We start from the raw sequence: 18,688 nt of genomic DNA, 5'->3' as shown, positions 1-18,688 counted from the left end.
CTAGGATTAGAGATAGGCATTGGCTCAATAGCCATGAAATATGCAGAGAAGAGAAAATCATGCAGCATAGTACGTTGATTCAGTTGGTTGAAGAAATTGCCCAAAGCGATGGAGACTACTGCACGTCGATTCCAATGCTGATGGTCTACCGTCGTAGTGCTGCCTCCGATCCTATCCCGTGCATTTATGGATTGGGCTTGGGGATCACGTTGCAAGGTAGAAAGCGGGTAACGCTGGGGGATGAGATTTTTGATTATGGCCCTGAACAGTCGATGGTCACGTCGATTGATTTGCCTGTTGCATCCTATGTGACGCAAGCCAATGCTCGCGAGCCATATTTGGGTATGCGGCTGGAACTTGATGCAGCTATCATTGCCCAAGTGGCTTCCGTGATGAATTTTTTGCCACCACTAAAGGCATCTGCGGTGCGGGCAATGTCGGTGGTGAGTATGGATCAGGGGCTACTGGATGCGTTGACGCGATTGGTTCGTCTCCTCGATGAACCGTATTTGGTTCCCTCACTGGCTCCGCTGATTGAGCAAGAGATCGTGGTGCAACTGTTGAGTGGAGAGCATGGACCGACATTGCGCCATCTGGTGACGGCGGGCGCACCAAGTCAGCAGATTGCTAAGGTGATAGCGTGGTTGAAGCTGCACTTTACCACCCATATTACGATGGATGATTTAGCGGCGAAAGCTTATATGAGCCCATCCACGTTTAGACAGCACTTTCGGGCTGTCACTGGGATGAGCCCCTTGCAATACGTGAAGCACTTGCGTTTGCAGGATGCACGCCAACTGATGTTGAATGAAGATGTGGATGCCAGTAGCGCGGCGATCCGTGTCGGCTATGAAAGCGCCTCGCAATTTAGCCGCGAATACACTCGGTTGTTTGGCGAACCGCCGTTACGTGATATTAAGCGAGTCAGAGAGTCTTCTTCTTCAGCGTTCTAATCCCCGCCGCCAAAATATCACCGCCATACGCTACTTCCACATCTGGACGCATCTGCCAGCGTGGGCGATCTTGGGTATCGTAGACAGGCTCGCCCGAGTACTGAGCTTGAATGCCTGTACGATCAAGGCGAATCGGGAAGACGGCAGCGCCAAGTCCCATCATTGGGGTGCCGACTATCGTTGCTCGTCCAATCCCGCGCATCCCCATTGGAAAGCCCTCTGCCATACTGGCGCTCCAGTGACTGGTCAGCACGACTACAGGTTGGGTATAGGTGAAGGGGCCGCGCGGCTCCAATATTTCTGTCCACGGATCACTGAGTCCTTCGCCTTCGCGTCGACGCATGAGGGCGTAGGGTCGTGGCTGACTGATAAAGCGACCCATGATGGGTTTAGCGATGGCTGTATCACCCCCACCGTTATTGCGCACGTCAATGATCAAACCACGGGTATCACGAAAATCACTTAAAGCCTGATCAAATGTATCCAAAACGGCATTATCCGCAAAACTACGTATGACGATATAGCCAATATCATTTTCCAGTCGTTTGCTTTCGATATTCGGTAATTCTACCCATTTCTTAAAAGGGAGTTGGACTTCACGCGGATGATGATGGCGTGAAACAACGGTAAAACGTCGGGCTTGCCCACGCCGCCCCGAGACGGCGACATTGATGATGTAAGTATCTGCCGCTTGATCAGGAGTCGATAGGCATTTGGGCATGAGCGCTTGGACAACATGCTCAGTGGGTTGCCCATCGATTTCCGTGATCAAGTCACCAATCATCAATCCGGCATCAACGGCTGCGGACCCATCACGGATCGCTTTGATGCGAACAGCACCTTGAGTGCCAGCATCCAACCGCTCAACCAGCAGGTCATAAAAGGGTCCGCGCTGTGTGCCATCGGGGGCATTCGACAGTTGGGTATGGGCATCGTAGAGTTCGTTTAAGACTTGTCCTAATACGGCCATGTAGGCATCGTCGGTTTCAGCGGCGATGGCTAAGGGGCGGTAAAGCGTGCGAACTTTCTCCCAATCGGTATGTTTGTCCTCAAAGAAGCAGTAGCGTTCCTTGAGTGTGCTCCATAGTTCATCAAAGTCCTCTTCGTTAGACACATCATGCGCAGGTTCGCCAAAAGTTAGACGTGGCAAGGTGAGTCCAGCAAGCGCAGCGATACTGGCGCGAGCGAAGGATCGGCGTGAGAGAGTCCACGTTTTCATCACTATGGTTCCAGTGGGCTGATCTTGATGGTGGATGCAGAAAATGACACGGTTTAGTGGGCAGTCATTACCTGCATTCTATAGGCAATAAATACACCATAGGGGACAAAACTGGAATGGATATTAATGCAAATAGTCCATTTATCTATTTGCATTAGATAATATTTAGTTTTTTTTATAAAAGTAATGCCTAGACATTGGATCGTGCTTAGGTAAAGGCTATGTTACTCATTAAGCTAGCGGAGCACGCTTCACATAACGCGAAATCGCCATAAACAGATATCCGATCGCGAAGGCGATTGGCGGTGCAGTAAAGCTGGTTGCTTCAAAGGCTTCATACACAGTGGTGAATTGACACAGGATTTGCCAAAAGACGATGAAAACAATGGGAGAAATGAAATAGGCCAAAAGATGAATCCGCCACTCTTTGATGGCAACTTCATTATGGGCGCGAACTGATGCACGCCATGCAAGTCCATATGCCGCAAGCGTCATTACCGCCAAAATAATCACACAGATCGTGACATTGGTCAGCTCTCCAATTTGCATCCTGTATTTTGCCGCGATGGCTAATGTGGCAAGGATGCCCAGTCCTATCAATCCTTTATCCACCGCTGTGAAGGTTAAGCGTGAACTAGCGGAGGATTTTCTAAAATCAGTGAGTCGGGTTGCCGCAATGGCACAAGGAACGACCAGATAACCAAAGATCAAAGAGCTAAAAAAGTTAGAGGTCTGATGGGTCACATTGAGTAATCCACCGATAAACAACCACTCAATTCGAAGCACTGGTGCAGACAAGAGCAAGGCAAAACAAAAGATCATGGCGGCTTGGTGCATCTTGAGTTGGCCCTTGATGATCGCAATCACGCCCAGAATTGCAGAAGTGAGCGTGCCGAGAGCCAGTATCCACAGTTGTAGGTAGAAGGGCAGGCCATTGAATGACTCTTTTGGACCTGTCGCAATCAGAAAAGAGATGCTACCGATCATGGAGATGACCACAATAGTCATGAAGACTTTACCGATGGTACGGTGGATGTGCGGATACTTTTTCCGAAAAGGCGTATAAAACTGTAGCGATGCCAGTAGAATAGCGGTACCGCCGGCTACGGTATGAAATAGCATGGACACGCGAGAGTGCGTATACACCGTATGCTGTACGACTTCAACGGAACCTGCGCCTTGGGTATGTTTCTCTCCCGCGAACCATGTAAAAACATGCAGCCATAGTTTGGGCGCATTCGGGGTGAAGAAGTGCGCAAAATATTCAATCGCCATTGGGCCGTATAATAGGCTGATCAATGCGATCAATATCCAGAAGAACGTCGAAATTTGGCGTTTAAGTATGAGATTCATCTTCAGTCACCGTGATCAATTTGTGTCATAATAACACATGTTATAACGGTTGTTATATTGTTTAGAGGATGTATGACGATCACTCAATCCGATCTCACCATGAAAAACAGACTGCTCGATGCCGCCGCTCAGCTTCTTGCGGAACAAGGCATAAGCAGTTTAACCACGCGCAAGATTTCTGCCGCCGCCGGAACGACCACCATGTCGGTCTATACCCGCTTTGGATCAATCGAGAATCTGGTGAATGAACTGGTGCTCTCTGGCTTTAGTTTGCTTGAGGCGGAGATGACGCAGGCTGAGGGCGCTGATGATGCACTGACGCATATGGTGTGTTTGACCGCAGCGTATTTACAGCATGCAAGACAACATCCTGCGCTGTATAAGATCATGTTTGGTACCATCGCACTGGGAGAGTTTCGGCCTGTCAAACCCGAAACCTTAAACACAGGCAAATACACCCTTGAGCTGATCGTGGGCGCGATTCAACGACTGATTGATGAAGGAAGCATACAGCCGGGTAATGCGTTTCATCTTGCTAATGAGTGGTGGGTGGTAGCGCATGGTTACGTGCTGCTGGAGTTGTCAGGATATTTTGAAGCGAGTAGCAGTATCCCTAAGGTTCTTGAACCATTATTAAAGCGTTTCTTTGTCGGGCTTGGGGCGGATGCGAAGAAAGTAGAGCAGGCCATTGATCAGGGAATTAAGGGCGGGCTGGCATGAGTTCGCACAGGGCTATCTCGGATTGAGTGTGCATCAGTAGAATAGGTAGGCTAGTAGGAAAGAGTTGATGAGATTTTTTCCAATATATCTGTAAAAACGTCATTTGATAGGTTCACCCCATGTCTGCATTAATTCAATCTCTGTTTCGTTATAAAGCATGGGCAAATGCCGAGCTATTTGCCGCGCTAAAAGTATTAGATCCTATTCAATATCAGGATGAGCTACATTCGGCAATTCGTATTTTGAATCATATCTATGTGGTTGACCGCATCTTTGTTGCAAACTTACAGCAAACAACCCATGCATACACTGCGACTAATACACCAGAGACGCCTACTTTAGAAGACCTCCATCAAGCTGTCACAGAAACAGATGGTTGGTATATTGCGTATGTAGACAAGATCTCTCCAGAAAGCTTGAGTGAATCGATTCGATTTTCATTTGTGGATGGCGATCTTGGACACATGACGCGGGAGGAAATGCTGGCGCATATCGTGACGCATGGCGGCTACCATCGGGGTGCCGTAGGACGTATTTTGGCGCAACTTTCCATCGCTCCGCCTCGAGATATTTATACCAAGTTTTTGCATGATACTGAGCTTCATCGTCGTAAAGATGATTAGTCTCTGAGTCGATTAAATACTATAGATTCTCCAAGCAAAAAGACGGATAGCATCGATTGATGATATCCGTTTCATTTTAAGCGGTTCTGATTTGATTGAAATTAGAGTATGCCTCAGTGTCAACGCATACTTTACCTGTTAAGAGCAAAGACTGACTAGGTAAAGTTGTTTTGGTATATGAACTTCCATTTAACCGCCATTGACAGTCTTTTTGTCCAGTGATAGTTTTTAATCGAATTAAATTAGTGACTTTTAAACACCTCTAATAAAATTAGTCTCTTACGTTGAGAAATTTGAGTCTTTAGTGTCACCCTATGCCCGATATGAATAGTTAGGCGTCACATCACTCACACAGGAGGATTCTCGTGTCAAATCTTCAAAAAATTGGTGCTTTGTTCGAAGCTTATGCGAGTAATAACGTCGCTGCGGTCAGCGATGTTATGGCCGAGGATATTATTTGGCGCATTCCTGGTCATCACCCTCTTGCGGGTGAAAAGCACGGCATTAAAGAGGTATTAGCTTTCTTTGATCAGTTGGGCAAAGCAGGATTTCAAGCCCAACCATTGGTCATTGCCGAGCAAGGAGATTATGTCGTAGACCACCACCGAGGCTGGAGTACCGCTGGCAGTGGCCTTGATTTAACTTGGTGTCTAGTATTTCGTTTTGAGCACGGAAAAATCAAAGAGGTCACCAATTTCTGTTCTGACCAACACCGAGCCGACCTATTTTTCCATGAAGTATACAAGCTCAAGGCAATCCCTGAACGCTTAGCTGATTGATGCCCAACAACGCATCCGAGCCGAATCCACTTCGTGGTTAAGCAGATAATAGCTTGAGAGCTTTATGTAAGGGAAAATCACTGTGATTGCCCTTACTATGCAATACATGTTATAAAATTATAATAATATCAATATCTTATTAATAAGCTTCAGTCAAAAAAACGGGTATCATCGATTGATGATACCCGTCTTGTATTGATGCAACTGATTTTTTTAAGATCAGATCACCGTTAGTGACCGCCACCCGCACCACCAGCCAAGAACGGGGGCTTGGTCAACCAAATCACCCCAATCAAGGCAATGAAGATGATCGAACACAGCCAGAAAATCTCGCTGGTCGCCATCATCGTGCTTTGCTGCACGATTACATTCTGGATTTGGGCATAGCTGGCCCCTTGAGGAATGCCGAGTGCTTGCAACTGACCCGTATAATCAAACATCGCCTGATTGGTGGGGTTCACGTGCTCAGCCAACTGGATCTGGTGACCTTTGGATCGATGATCGAGGATCATGACCACCAGTGCCGTACCAAAACTGCCTGACAACGTGCGGAAGAAGTTGGACAATCCCGAAGCCGCCGCCATTTGGTTTTGGGCGATCCCCGACAGAATGATGGTATTGACGGGTACGAAGAAGAATGCCACGGCAACGCCTTGCAGCAAACGCGGCGGGATCATTTCGTTGATTGACGTCTCGGTATTAAACGTCGAAAACCAGAATGCGGTGATGCCGAAAATGACAAAAGAGACGCTGGATAGCAGGCGTAAATCCAGACGCGGCATTAGCACTTTGGCGACAATCGGCGAGCAAATCAACGCAAATATCCCGACGGGAGCGGTCGCGATCCCTGCCCAACTGGGGTTGTAGTTCATCACGGTCTGTAACCAGAGTGGGAACAACACGGTGAGCGCAAAGAACATCATAAAGCCGAGTGACAAGGCAATCACGCCAAAGCGAAAGTTATGCTTCTTCAGCAGTCTGAGATCAACCAGTGGATGATCATCGGTGAGTTCCCATGCGACAAAGAAAGTCAGCGCGACGACCGCCGTGATGCAGAGTCCCACGATTACATTGGAGCTAAACCAGTCCAGATCATTGCCGTTATCTAGCATCAGTTGCAAACTGCCGACACCCAAGACCAATAATATGCCGCCGACCACATCAATTGGCAGTTTCTCGGTTGGGGTGTCTTTTTTACGCAGTAAAGTAAACACCACAAATCCAGCCAATAACCCGACTGGCAGATTGATATAGAAGATCCACGGCCACGTGAGATTGTCGGTGATATAACCGCCGAGTAAGGGGCCACAGATGGGTGCCACTACAACGGTCATGACCCAAATGGTCATGGCGGTGCCGCGTTTCTCTGGCGGGTAGTTGGAGAGGAGCAGAGTCTGTGATAGGGGAACCATCGGACCTGAGACCAGGCCTTGCAGGAAGCGAAAGGCCACCAGTTCCGGCAGACTCTGCGCAAAACCACATAAGGCTGAGGCGATGGTGAACAAGAATACGGAGACAACAAAGACCTTAACCTCACCAAAGCGCTTGGCGATCCAGCCTGTGACCGGAACCGCCATCGCGGCAGCCAGACCATAAGAGGAAATGACCCAAGTACCTTGGTTGGAACTGACCCCCATATTCCCTGCAATGGTCGGTACGGCGACGTTAGCAATCGCCGTATCCAGAACTTCCATAAAGGTGGCCAGAGCAATCGCGATCGTTAAAATGATCAGCGGAAGACCTGTCATATATTGAGGTGGGCGTGCAGCCGCTATCGCGCTACTCATGAGTTGCTGCCTGCTTCATGGGCGATGATTTCATCCGCTTTGGCATTGGCATCTTTCAACTGTTGATCAAAGACTGGCGTGGTCATCGGGACATTGGCAATCGGCAGTGAAGTCAATACCGAGCCGTCACGATTATGGGTGTCGATATCCACGATGGTGGACATGCCGATACGCAGTGGATGTTTAACAAGATCATTGGGATCAAGCGCAATCCGTACAGGCACACGTTGCACGACTTTAATCCAGTTCCCCGCCGCGTTTTGTGGTGGTAACAGTGAGAATGCACCACCGGTACCTGCGGCAATGCCTGCGACTTTACCGTGGTATTCCACATGACCGCCGTAGACATCCGTGGTGACTTTGACAGGCTGACCGATACGCACATTACGCAATTGGGTTTCTTTCAGGTTGGCATCAATCCACAAACCGTTGAGCGGCACAATTGCCATCAGGTTGGTGCCTGAGGTGACACGTTGACCGATCTGTACGGCACGGCGTGCGACATAGCCTTCAATCGGAGACGGAATCACATTACGTTGTGAGGCCAAATACGCTTGTACGAATTGGGCGCGTGCTTGCAGCACGGCAGGATGCTGACGCAAGGTCGTGCCTTCAACCGAAGCTTGTGATGACTCAAGTTGTTTTTGCGCGACGATCAAGGCGTCTTTAGCGGTAGCAACTGCGGCACGGGCATGGGCGAGGTCTTCGCCAGTCAGGGCATCCGTACCTGCCAATTGTGTACGACGATTCAGGTCGTCGGTGACTTTGGTCAGGTCAGTTTGGCGCTGGGCGACCACTGCGCTGGCTTCATCGGATGAGCGATATTGTTGACGGGTTTGGCGGACGGTCTGCGCTAGGCTAGCTTGGGCATTGGCCAAACCAACCGAGCTATCAGCCCCTTCCAGCGTGACTAGCATCTGACCCGCTTTGACCGATTGAGTGTCATCTGCACCGAGGCTCACCACGGTCCCGCTGACTTGGGTGTTCACATAAACCAGATTGCCATTCACATAGGCATCGTCGGTGCCTTCGCGGAACTGGACGATCAGGAAGTAATACAGGGCATACAGCACCGCAATCGTGATAAAGACTGCAGCGATGATGAGGAGTACCGGTTTGCGTTTGCCGTTGGCGGGTGCTGTTTCAGGTGCCGCAGGAGTTGCAGCTGCCTCGGGAGTGGTGTTCTGTTCAGTCATGGTGTTCTCCAGAATAGTGTGCAGGCTGCTGATTAGTTATGCGCGCGCTGGTCAGTGACCTTTGCGTCTGCTTGTGTGGTTTCTTGTGGGGCATGAAAGCCACCACCAAGAGCTTTAATGAGATCAACATGGGCTTGCAAGGCACGCCCCTGACGTGCGATCTCTTGATCTTGTAAGTTGGCTTTGCTGAGCTGGATGCCCATCAGATTGCGACCATCTTGCAGACCGGCTTTGATCAGACGCTGGGTGTTTGCCAGTTCATGCTCACGGGCTTGTAGTTGATGTTGCAGAGGCTCTGCTTCATGGTCAGCGCCTTGCACATGCAGTGCGGCATCGTTGATTTCATTGACCGCGTTTTGAATCGATTGGTCATATTGGGCAACCGCCAGAGCTACTTCGGCGCGATTGCTGTTTAAGCTTGCGCGTAGGCGACCCGAGTCAAACAGCGGCAGACTGATCGCCGGTGTGACCCCTGCTTGCAGCGGCGTCAAGGCAAGCAAATTACCGAATTGATAATGCGAGATGCCTGCATTGGCTGAAAGATTGATGTCGGGGTAGAACGCCGCACGTGCAGATTCAACGTCACTCAAGGAGGCTGTCACGCGATCACGCGCAGCGACGATGTCGGTACGGCGTGCGATCAGCTCCAGTGGCAGATTACCCGGGAGCTCGCCATTAAACTTCGGCAGTGGCTGGGCGGTGAGGGCGGGAAAATCCTGACCACTGGCAACCAGAGATTTAAGCTGCGATAGCGTTTCATCACGTTGCGATTGCAGTTGTACCAAGGTTTGTTGTGGCAGCGCGGCGTTGGCGCGCAGAGGTGCCACATCATTGCCCGAAGACAATCCTGCTTTCTGACGCTTCAATTCGATGTCGAGCAAGTGCTGTTGATAACCTGCGATCTGGGTTTGCACCGCAATGCGCTGGTTTAATATCTGCCACTGAAAATAGGTGCTGGCTACGCTGGCCGACAATGATGCAGCAGCACCCGCGGCCTCCGCACGACTTGCGGCTTCACGGCCTAGCGCAGCTTCCAGCGCTTTGCGGTTCTTGCCCCAGAAGTCAAAGTCATACGACAGCTTCAACGATGCCAACGCATTCCCCCCAGTCAGATTTTCCTGAATCGGCGGCAGATGGACGTTGTTTTTGTTGATGCGCGTGTAGTATTGGCTGGCATTGGCCGAGGCATCTGCAGTCAGCTTCATGCCGCGATTGGCCGATGCGCCTTCGGTCGCTGCTTGCGCTTGAAACACGCGTGCTTGGGCGACGGCAATACTCGGAGAGCCTTTGAGCGCTTGATCGATCAATTGATTCAACTGTGGGTCTTGGAAATCCTGCCACCAAGTCGCCGCAGGCCATTGTCCAGTGGTGCTTTGGACAAAGTCTGTGCTGTGGACATTGTTTAACCGTGGGGCGGGATCTGCATCCGGTAATGACGCGCAGCCAGCGATCAGGATCGCGAGGGTCAGCGGTGCCCAGGTGAGTGCGGGCTTGAATCGAGATGTTCCAGATATATCGTTCATACGTACGACCTTTGCAAAATAAACGACAATTCAACCTGTTAAGGGCGATTTTCGTTTTGAAAACTTGTATAGCCACTTTGGATAGCGACTTAAAAACGACTCAAGAGACTTTTATTGCCCTGCAACGCGTAACTCTAAAGAGTGCAGCAGTTTGAGCAGCAACTTTTCAAACATGGCGAGCTCTTCATCATCAAACACACCGTAAATGGCTTTGCCTCGGGCTCGGGCATGCGGCACGACTTGCTTGAGCAACGCGTTCCCTTCATCCGTGAGTGACAGATCGACACGGCGGCGATCATGTTCATTGGTTACACGGCGCAACAAGCCGCGTTCGACCAACTCATCGCTGATGCGTGTCATATTGGCGCGGGTTTCCCCAGTACATACAGTCAGGTCAGAAGGATTGGCGATCTGATCGGGGGCGCTATTAATCAAGTGCATAGTGATATAGCCCGCAGTACTGAGATTGAACTCTTGTAAGGTCTTGCCCAAGAATTCATGCAGCAGCCAGCCGTTGTATTTGATCAATAAGTTGATCTGGATCGTGCCCAGAGGTCCACCCGTCACAAGGCTGTGGGAGCGTTCAATCCGGTCACGAGTCTCTGCGTAGTTAAGGCGTTTGGATTTGTTCATTATGAAATAGTACCATATGTAACTATTATTTTGAGAACTATTTTGAACATTTGGTTCAGAATTTGATGACTGGTCAGTTTACTTTCTGGAAAGTATTGTATCGGCAGCGTTTTCATCAAAGACGCGTGCCGATGGGGGTGACTTAGGGTGATCTCATGGGCGTCTGCTCTACAAGACGCTATGACGTATAGCAGCCGAGGTTTCTGCCGTTATGGGCGAATAATCATATTGGTCGCTGTGGCATGGGCGTAGAGCTTGCCGCTTTCATCGCGAATCGACCCTTCAGAGATCACCAGATTACGTCCCGTATTGATGACTTTGCCTTCCGCAATCATCGGCTGGTTAAACGGAATCGGGCGGCACATTTTGATATTCAGATCAATCGTGCCATAGCCTTCGCCTGCAGCGAGTACAGTATGGCTTGCACAGCCAGTCACTGAGTCCAGCACGGTTGCAGCAAAACCACCATGCACACCGCCCAGTGGGTTGGTGTGCGTTTTATTGGCGGTGGCAATAAACACCACGCGACCATGCTCAATGGTTTGGAGCTCCATCGGGACCGTATCTGCAATCGCTGGTTTGGGAAATAGTCCTTTGCCAAAAGCCGTCATAATTTCAAGGCCAGTCATTTCTTTAGGATTCATCTGGATGGACTCACTGTAAAAAATTGGATATACAAAGATGCGATATAGTTCTAAAAAAGAATCTACTCTAAAAAGAGTATGCTCAGCCTGAGGCGTTGTCAATTTATTCAATGACTGGTCAGTTTGACCAAATGGGCAGACCGCAATGAAAGGTTGTGATATGAATTGAATCTTCTTAAGAGAAGGTGATGTCTATGGATGATCTACAAGCGTTTGCACAGACTATTTTGAAGTCGCAGCCCTTTAGTCAATTGTTGGGTGCAGAGCTGATTCGTTTTGAGTCTGGCAAAGCGGAACTTGCACTCCGTCTGACAGATACTCTTAAACAGCAGCATGGTTTTGCTCATGGCGGCGTGGTGAGTTATCTGGCTGATAATGCGCTGACCTTTGCGGGTGGATCAGTGCTGGGCGATGCGGTGACATCGGAATTTAAGATCAATTATCTAAGACCCGCTATCGGGGAGAGACTCATTGCTAGAGCAGAGAGTCTCCATGCGGGGAAACAGCAGGCGGTCTGCAAATGCGAGATCTATGCGGTTGACGCACAAGGTGTGGAAAAGCTCTGTGCGGTGGCGCAGGGGACGATTGTGAAGGTGTAGAGTGTGCGCTGGATGGTGATAGATTGTTCTCAGCAAAAAGCCACGTTAATCACGTGGCTTTTTGTTTTAAGTTAAGGCGATGAAGAAGTTCATTAATTGACAGACACTGCACTCCACGCTGCAGCGACCGTTTTATATTCATCTGATGTCGCACCGTAGAGATCGGTTGCGGCATTCAGCGTTGCCGTACGGGCCTGTGCATAGGTAGTCCCTGATGTGAAATATTGGGTCAGGGCTTTGTACCAAATTTTAGCCACTTTATCCCGACCGATTCCTTTCACTGTGGTATCGCCATTGCAGACGAGGTCTTTGGCAGTGAGTTTGCTCGTAAATCCAGTCGGAACGACGGCACCTTCAGTGACCAAATAAAAGAAATGGTTGGCAACACCTGATGTGTTGTGCGGGTCATAGGCATCAATGGAACTGACGTTGTAAGCGCCAGGCTTCAATTGAAGGATTTTTGGATTGGCAAATCCACCTGCGGGTAGACAGTCAAATGAACCAAAGTTAGTTGTTGTACCATCACTGAGCTGGATGGGGAAGTTATCTAGACTCGGTTTGAACATATAGCGCATTGCTTTGGGCGTACCATCCGCATTGGTTTTGGTCGTGTATAGATCTTCACCAATCAGGTAATTGGCAGGGTGAGCGGTGGTTGCACTATAGAATTCAACCAGCGTTCCCATGATGTCTGAGTTGCCTTCATTGAGTCCTCCTGCATCTTTGTCATATGCAAGGCCTGCTGTGGCGCTGTTTACGCCATGGCTCATCTCATGACCTGCAACATCCAGTGCGACAACGGCGGTAGTTCCATTTGCGCTGTTTCCATCGCCGTAGTACATGCTCTTGGTATAGTCTTGCCAAAACGCATTAAAGTAGTTCGTACCGATGTGGGCGTAAGTGGTTACTCCTTTGCCATCATTAAAGATGCCTTTACGGTCTAAGGTTTTGTAAAAGTCCCATGTTTTTGCTACGCCATAGGCGATATCAGTGGCGGCTGAAGCTCGATCACTGGTTGTACCCGAGCCAAAAGTATTGGTTGATTTTGAAAATGAAGAGGCGCTTTTGGTCAGGTTGTCGTATCCCGTTGTCGTGGTCGGCGGTGCGACATTCTTGGCGTCTTTCACCTGCCCGTTGCCGCGGCTTGGATCGATCAAATAATAGGTTGTGGTCTGGCTGAGGGCATCGGTCGATTTTCCGATATCGAGGGTCACATTGCCGATCAGTAACGTCTTCCCCGTTCCTGTTGTTGCAACAACTGAGGCGGGTGTGGTTGATGGCGGGGTGGTTGGCGGTGCTGACATGTGTTGAATTTGCTCATCACGACCGATAAGCGCGCCACTGTTCGCAGCGATGTATAACAACGAGAGTTTAGGTGATTTTTGCGCTGAGTTGGTCAAGCTTGATTCTTCACCTGATACACTGACTTGGTATGCGAGTGTCGGTTTAATATTGCGTGCAAATACAACCAGTTTTGGAGTCAGTACTTCTTTAACCGTCCCGCCAAAGTTTTTTACTGCAATGCTCTTGGCTGTCGCCGCAGTAATATTGGCTTTTGCATCACCCGCAGTAATGCCCGCACCCGTTGTGCCCTGTGTCAGATTAATCGGGGCTGTTTGTGACAGGCTCGCATGCTTGAGTTGTCCATGGTAAGAGTGGACGACAGTATCCCCACCGATCACGGGCATACCATTGTAGAAGCGATTAAAACGCACATGTTCGGTGCCATCGCGATCCACAATCACATCCTTGGCTTTGAATTGGTCCCCAGACGTTGTGTTTGTAGGGAGGGCATCGGATGCGATTCCCAGTCCTTTAGCACTCGATGAACTTGCGGTCGAGAGCTTAAACGTACTGCTATTTTGCTGAATCACTCCCAGAGCGCGATCAATTGCGGCCTGATTTTTTGTGTCGCCTGCGGTTGCTTGGTGTGCTGCTAATAACATAACGGCAGCAGAAAGTACTTTAATACGAGATTTCATAAGAACTCCATGTTGTAATGTTCCAGTACATGACTAACAGATGATGGGTATATCTCTGCCAACTGTGACTGGTTGGAAAGTTTGGGTAAAACTTCTGTTGATCTGTGCACTGCTGCGTGGGTACGTCGCAACAATGCGGCTGATCCTTATCTCGGTATCTAAAACTCTCTTAATGCTTGATTGTGAATATCAAGTATTAAAGTTATTTACCTTGATCATGTTTACGCCATCATCAAAGACTTACCCATGTTATTACCACGCACGGGTCAATCATCAATGTCGCATAAACATGAGCAATGTAACTTCGCAAGGAACTTAGGTTTGGGTGTCTTGCACTCAAACTATTTACTGCACATCAATCAGTTTTGAACGTCGAGTGCAAAACATGTCACAAAGTCTTTGAAGAGTGTGACCACAACAAATTTGCCTATCTGACCGATATCCCTCATTCATCTGGGAATGAGTGGTGTCATGCTCGGTGTGGGCTTTTAGAATATTTAAAAACAACTTTTATGCTTTTTTTAGAAGCAGAAAGCTATGAGTTGTTATGGCATGATTTTTTTATGTTTTATATACCTATTAGTGATTGATTTTTACCTTTTGGTGCCAAATTTGGTGTTTTTTAATACAAAATGTTTCAAAATAGGACAGGGTGTGACCCACTTCGCAGATTGGATTTGAGCGGTTGTTCTGTAATATTTCTAATGTGCCTTGGCAAAAAATGTGATCTGAGAAGTAATAAATACGACTTATCTCTCCAAGCTTGATTAACCACACAAGCAGGAGCAGAAAAGCTGTTGACGATGACCGAAATGGATATCCAGAGTATCAGCAGTTTGCTGGGTTATGTGGGACCTGCAAACTTTACGCGGGCGTTTAAGAAATGGACGGGGATGACACCGAGTCAGTTTCGGGGTGAGATAGGGCGGATTTGAGGCGTGATTGTAGAAGCATTTACAGCAAACAATCTTGTGTTTCAACGATTTTTAGGTTTTGATGATGCTATCAAGCATTCGAAGATTAATGTCAAACCCAATGAATAAACACCGCTTACGTTATCTCAGCCGCGCTATAAAAATTGCTGTACTTTCTATAGGCATATGTGCAACAGCCTCATATGCTGAAAGCCCAAGCCCAAGCCCAAGCCCAAGCCCAAGCCCAAGCCCAAGCCCAAGCCCAAGCCCAAGCCCAAGCCCAAGCCCAAGCCCAAGCCCAAGCCCAAGCCCAAGCCCAAGTCCAAGTCCAAGTCCAAGTCCAAGTCCAAGTCCAAGTCCAAGTCCAAGTCCGTGCCCGCCTGATTGGGAAGCAGAAATCTGCCAACTCAAAGATGTGGTTGAGGCCATCAAAAAGGACTCCTACACCCCTGTCGACATTCATGAGTTTCTCAATCAAGGGATCAAGCGCACGGTGGATACACTGACTCATGGACAGTTCATGGATAAAACCGAATTTGCCGATATGTGGAAAACATGGCGCGCAGAAGGCTATGTGGGTATCGGGGTCGTCGTCGGGCAAGAGGGCGATGGCTTACGGGTTTATCAAGTGATTGATAACAGTCCAGCCGAAAAAGCCAATATCCATCCCAATGACTTGATCGTCGAAGCGGATGGTGAGAATTTTAGTGGTAAAACATTTAAAGAAATGACCGAGCGCATCGCAGGCCTGCCGAATACTGTGGTCAAGATCACCGTGCAGCGCATGCCTAAAATGCAAAAAACGTATTTCAATATCACGCGCGCCAAGATCAATAGCGAAACGGTCTATCATCGCCTCGTTGCATCCGATTATGGCTGGGTGCGTATTTCATCCTTTGATGAAAATGTCGTTGCCAAAACCGTCGACGCGTTGCAGGACCTTGCCAAAACCAATCCTAATCTCAAAGGACTTGTTTTAGACCTGCGTAACAATGGCGGTGGTTCTTTGTCGGGTGCAGTTGGTGTGGTCTCGATCTTTGTCAAAGACAAACAAAAGGCGGTACTGACCAAAGGCAAATCACCGGAAAACACGCGTTATCTCTATACCACCCTTGATGATTATAAGACCGCGGCTAATACCAAGGATGGCGTCACCAAAGATCCGCTTGCTGACTTACCCGAGCTGTATAAAACCATCCCGCTGGTTGTGCTTGTGCATCAGAATACCGTGTCCGCGCCTGAATTGGTGAGCGGTGCGCTACAGGATCTTAAACGTGCAACGATTATCGGTAAGACAACCTTTGGTAAAGGGTCGATACAAGCGATATCACCACGGATTGATGGTACGGGACTGCGTCTAACCACCGCCAACTACTTCACGCCATCGGGTTGCCCCGTCAACGGGTATGGCATTACTCCCGATTATTTTGTCAGTGAGCGCAAAAATGGTGATCCGGACGATGCGCTTAATTTTCACGAAGTTGATATTGCTCACCCTAAATACGAAGGGATAGACCCTGCTAACCCTCTGGAAAAGATTCGTAAAGAACGGGTTAAACGGCGTAGCGAGATTTTGATGAGCATGAGTCAGCATAAACAGGATATGCCGCCGCCAGTCTTGGCAAAGACCTATGCCACAGCGACGGATTATATGTTTTCACAAGCGCTGCGCTATTTGCAGAATAAAGAGATTGATCTGAAACAAGGGCAGGGTAGTCCCTACAATGTGCATGCGCTGTGTGGGAGTTTGTAGGGGATAGGGTTTAAAGTGCACTTTCAGCGAATGTTAGTCGCCTTCAACCAGCTTCTTGAGTCTCTCCAGTGCTTCATCCCACTGCTGTGAAATGATTTCAAGGGTACGGCGGGCTTCATCCAACTGACTGGGTTCAAACTCCCAGAGGCGCTCGCGTCCAACCTTGACATCACGCACGAGCCCAGCATCCGCAAGGACCGTGAGATGCTTGGTCACGGCTTGGCGGGTGATCTCGGTGCCTGTGGTCAGTTGGGTGATCGACATCGCACCGCCAGCACACAGCACTGCGATCAGACGTAAGCGCGTTTCGTCCCCCAGCGCCGCAAACAGCGGCGCGAAGGTCGGCAGTGCGGCGCTTTTAGAACCATTAAAGTTTAGCAATATAAGCCTCGATGTTTTTGATTTGCTGATCCCAACCGTTGGTATTCATGCTGAAAGCAAGCGTACGTCGCGATGGCAGGATGGCGTCAAAGCCTGATTCTACTACACGAAGCAATGTACCGCCGTCCACTTCGTTTAATTCAAACTCGACCAGTGTCATCGGCTCCTTGCTAAGGTCGATTGATTTGTCCGCTGAATAGGGATGCCAGCGAAATGAAAAGAAGTGCTCCGGTTCGATGCGCTCAATCAAGGCTTCCCACACATAGCCAAGGTCGCCACTGCATGGTGAGAATCCATTGCCCTTGGTATATTGCCCTGCACTGAAGGTTTTACCTGTGAGCGCCACACCAAACCACTCTCCGAATTGTTCTGCATTGGAGATGGCCTGCCAGACACGGCTGCGCGGTGCCTTTAAAACGATTTGCTTTTCGATACGATCTGTCGATGTGTTCATGATGCTACCTCATAATTGTTTATTGATGAAAGCTAATTTTATTGATTCTGCACATGTTTCTACTGCGGCATTTTTTCGAATTTTGGCAATATGGGATCAAGTTGATCCCATGAATGACCTCGATCGTTGTACGTGACTACTTGCGGTATGAATCTGCTGGGATCGTCAAGGCTTGCTGCATGCACAGTAAACAAGTGAGGCATGGCGGCAAAGGTTAGATAGACTGGTGATCCGCAGTTGGGACAGAACCAATGAGTCTTTACATGACCGCTATCGGCGACTCTGTCCCAGTGCTTTGCTTCGCCCTTCAGTGTCACATGGCCCATATTGGGGAAAGTCAAATAAGACCCGTGTCCCGTGCCGCTCGCGTGTTGACAGTCTAGACACTGGCAGTGATTTGAGAAAATGGGTTCTTCAGAAATCTCATAACCGATGGCACCGCAGGCACAACCGCCGGTATAGGGCTTAATCATGTTTTCGTTTGGGTTATTCATCATATTACTCCCAACTTTCGAGCTTGTAATCTTTTGGGTTAGGTGTCCCTTTGCCTGTTTCATGCAATAACTTCAGGCTAAGCAGAAAGATTGCCCACTTGGTGCTGCAATGGTGCATGAACTCGACGGGTTCTTGCCAACCTTGGTGCTTGAACAGAACAATGGTCCAACTGTCTTCTTGGCTGAGTTGCCAACTTACTTGTGTGCCGATCCATTCCTTAGGTCCATCGACCACTTGCCAAAGCACTTTCTTGGCGGGCTCAAGGTCAAGCACCTTCATGTCAATGTTGGCTGTACGGTCTTTGAGTTTGAATCGGAATTGAATCACGTCGCCGACATTGCATTTGCCATGGGTGTCATTAGCCCACCACCCTGACAGACCTTCCCGTGTGGTGAGGGACTGATAGACATCATCGACAGACGTCGATTGAATGCCCAGTTTGTGCAAAATATCGAACATTATCTTTGCTCCTATTTTATGAGTGGTGCATTAAGTGCAACCTAGTAGTTGCATTATGCATTAAGTAAAATTTAATGCAACTGTTTTGTTGCATTAAATTGAGATACGAATAAATGGTATTTAGATAACGTTCTTAATGGATTCATACATCTGTATGAGGCTATCTGTCTCAAGTTTTGTGTAATTCGCCGACTTGATCACATTTCTCGAGTGCATGAAAC

Annotated in this window: 18 protein-coding genes and 1 pseudogene; 7 read left to right on the top strand and 12 right to left on the bottom strand. The window is 48.8% G+C overall.

All coding sequences use genetic code 11. From position 1 onward, the window contains the following. Positions 1–59 precede the first annotated feature (59 nt). Complete coding sequence (locus HYN46_RS15155; protein ID WP_114900166.1) at positions 60–953, top strand: AraC family transcriptional regulator; 894 nt, start codon at positions 60–62, stop codon at positions 951–953. Here HYN46_RS15155 and HYN46_RS15150 read toward each other — a convergent pair. Continuing rightward, complete coding sequence (locus HYN46_RS15150) at positions 925–2,172, bottom strand: S41 family peptidase (protein ID WP_114900165.1); 1,248 nt, start codon at positions 2,170–2,172, stop codon at positions 925–927. The two genes, HYN46_RS15155 and HYN46_RS15150, sit on opposite strands and share 29 nt — an antisense overlap. A gap of 231 nt (positions 2,173–2,403) precedes the next feature. Beyond that, the gene (locus tag HYN46_RS15145; protein ID WP_114900164.1) at positions 2,404–3,525 is read right to left on the bottom strand and encodes a DUF2306 domain-containing protein; all 1,122 of its coding nucleotides are present in this window, start codon (positions 3,523–3,525) and stop codon (positions 2,404–2,406) included. A 72-nt stretch (positions 3,526–3,597) separates the two neighbouring features. On the opposite strand from HYN46_RS15145, the gene HYN46_RS15140 reads away from it, so the two are divergent. The 3 genes from HYN46_RS15140 to HYN46_RS15130 all read left to right on the top strand — a co-directional run bounded on the left by HYN46_RS15140 (position 3,598) and on the right by HYN46_RS15130 (position 5,647). Beyond that, the gene (locus HYN46_RS15140) at positions 3,598–4,245 is read left to right on the top strand and encodes a TetR/AcrR family transcriptional regulator (protein WP_114900163.1); all 648 of its coding nucleotides are present in this window, start codon (positions 3,598–3,600) and stop codon (positions 4,243–4,245) included. Between the two features lie 119 nt (positions 4,246–4,364). Further along, on the top strand, positions 4,365–4,868 hold the full coding sequence (locus tag HYN46_RS15135; RefSeq protein ID WP_114900162.1) for a DinB family protein: 504 nt from the start codon (positions 4,365–4,367) through the stop codon (positions 4,866–4,868). A 365-nt stretch (positions 4,869–5,233) separates the two neighbouring features. Further along, entirely contained in the window at positions 5,234–5,647 is a 414-nt protein-coding gene (locus HYN46_RS15130) for a nuclear transport factor 2 family protein (RefSeq protein ID WP_162818248.1), read from the top strand. 230 nt (positions 5,648–5,877) lie between these two features. Here HYN46_RS15130 and HYN46_RS15125 read toward each other — a convergent pair whose 3' ends face one another. The 5 genes from HYN46_RS15125 to HYN46_RS15105 form a co-directional block, all read right to left on the bottom strand. Beyond that, positions 5,878–7,434: a DHA2 family efflux MFS transporter permease subunit gene (locus HYN46_RS15125; protein WP_114900160.1), complete on the bottom strand. Its 1,557-nt coding sequence runs from the start codon at positions 7,432–7,434 to the stop codon at positions 5,878–5,880. Next, on the bottom strand, positions 7,431–8,630 hold the full coding sequence (locus HYN46_RS15120; RefSeq protein WP_114900159.1) for an efflux RND transporter periplasmic adaptor subunit: 1,200 nt from the start codon (positions 8,628–8,630) through the stop codon (positions 7,431–7,433). The genes HYN46_RS15125 and HYN46_RS15120 overlap by 4 nt, the downstream gene beginning before the upstream one ends. 32 nt (positions 8,631–8,662) lie before the next feature. Further along, on the bottom strand, positions 8,663–10,153 hold the full coding sequence (locus tag HYN46_RS15115) for an efflux transporter outer membrane subunit (protein WP_114900158.1): 1,491 nt from the start codon (positions 10,151–10,153) through the stop codon (positions 8,663–8,665). Positions 10,154–10,264: 111 nt separating this feature from the next. Then, positions 10,265–10,786 carry a MarR family winged helix-turn-helix transcriptional regulator gene (locus HYN46_RS15110; RefSeq protein WP_114900157.1) on the bottom strand — a complete coding sequence of 174 codons (522 nt, stop codon included), beginning with the start codon at positions 10,784–10,786 and terminating at the stop codon, positions 10,265–10,267. 209 nt (positions 10,787–10,995) lie between these two features. Next, a complete protein-coding gene (locus HYN46_RS15105; protein ID WP_114900156.1) occupies positions 10,996–11,430 on the bottom strand; it encodes a PaaI family thioesterase in 435 nt (144 codons plus the stop codon). A 194-nt stretch (positions 11,431–11,624) separates the two neighbouring features. On the opposite strand from HYN46_RS15105, the gene HYN46_RS15100 reads away from it, so the two are divergent. Next, the gene (locus tag HYN46_RS15100) at positions 11,625–12,029 is read left to right on the top strand and encodes a PaaI family thioesterase (RefSeq protein WP_114900797.1); all 405 of its coding nucleotides are present in this window, start codon (positions 11,625–11,627) and stop codon (positions 12,027–12,029) included. A gap of 92 nt (positions 12,030–12,121) precedes the next feature. On the opposite strand, the gene HYN46_RS15095 is transcribed toward HYN46_RS15100, so the two are convergent. Further along, positions 12,122–14,011 (bottom strand): M4 family metallopeptidase, encoded by a 1,890-nt coding sequence (locus HYN46_RS15095; protein ID WP_114900155.1) that lies wholly within the window; start codon positions 14,009–14,011, stop codon positions 12,122–12,124. Positions 14,012–14,787: 776 nt separating this feature from the next. Between HYN46_RS15095 and HYN46_RS15090 the strand changes: the two are divergent. Then, positions 14,788–14,946 (top strand): annotated as a pseudogene (locus HYN46_RS15090) (helix-turn-helix domain-containing protein); the annotation flags it as partial. An 88-nt stretch (positions 14,947–15,034) separates the two neighbouring features. Beyond that, positions 15,035–16,678, top strand: a complete 1,644-nt coding sequence (locus HYN46_RS15080) for a S41 family peptidase (RefSeq protein ID WP_210009233.1) — start codon at positions 15,035–15,037, stop codon at positions 16,676–16,678. A gap of 33 nt (positions 16,679–16,711) precedes the next feature. Here the strand turns inward: HYN46_RS15080 and HYN46_RS15075 are convergent, their stop codons facing one another. From HYN46_RS15075 to HYN46_RS15060, 4 genes are read right to left on the bottom strand one after another with little or no spacing between them, the layout of a single operon-like run. Then, positions 16,712–17,059, bottom strand: a complete 348-nt coding sequence (locus tag HYN46_RS15075) for an ArsR/SmtB family transcription factor (protein WP_228254828.1) — start codon at positions 17,057–17,059, stop codon at positions 16,712–16,714. After that, entirely contained in the window at positions 17,046–17,513 is a 468-nt protein-coding gene (locus HYN46_RS15070) for an SRPBCC family protein (protein WP_114900151.1), read from the bottom strand. Before HYN46_RS15070 ends, HYN46_RS15075 begins: the two co-directional genes overlap by 14 nt. A gap of 59 nt (positions 17,514–17,572) precedes the next feature. Continuing rightward, entirely contained in the window at positions 17,573–17,986 is a 414-nt protein-coding gene (locus tag HYN46_RS17640; RefSeq protein ID WP_114900796.1) for a GFA family protein, read from the bottom strand. A gap of 25 nt (positions 17,987–18,011) precedes the next feature. Beyond that, entirely contained in the window at positions 18,012–18,467 is a 456-nt protein-coding gene (locus HYN46_RS15060) for an SRPBCC family protein (RefSeq protein ID WP_114900150.1), read from the bottom strand. Between the last annotated feature and the right edge of the window lie 221 nt (positions 18,468–18,688).

This window comes from Aquirhabdus parva (genome assembly GCF_003351745.1).
In the GTDB taxonomy this organism is placed as follows: Bacteria; Pseudomonadota; Gammaproteobacteria; order Pseudomonadales; family Moraxellaceae; genus Aquirhabdus; species Aquirhabdus parva.
This window is presented reverse-complemented; position numbering and strand designations above follow the sequence as displayed.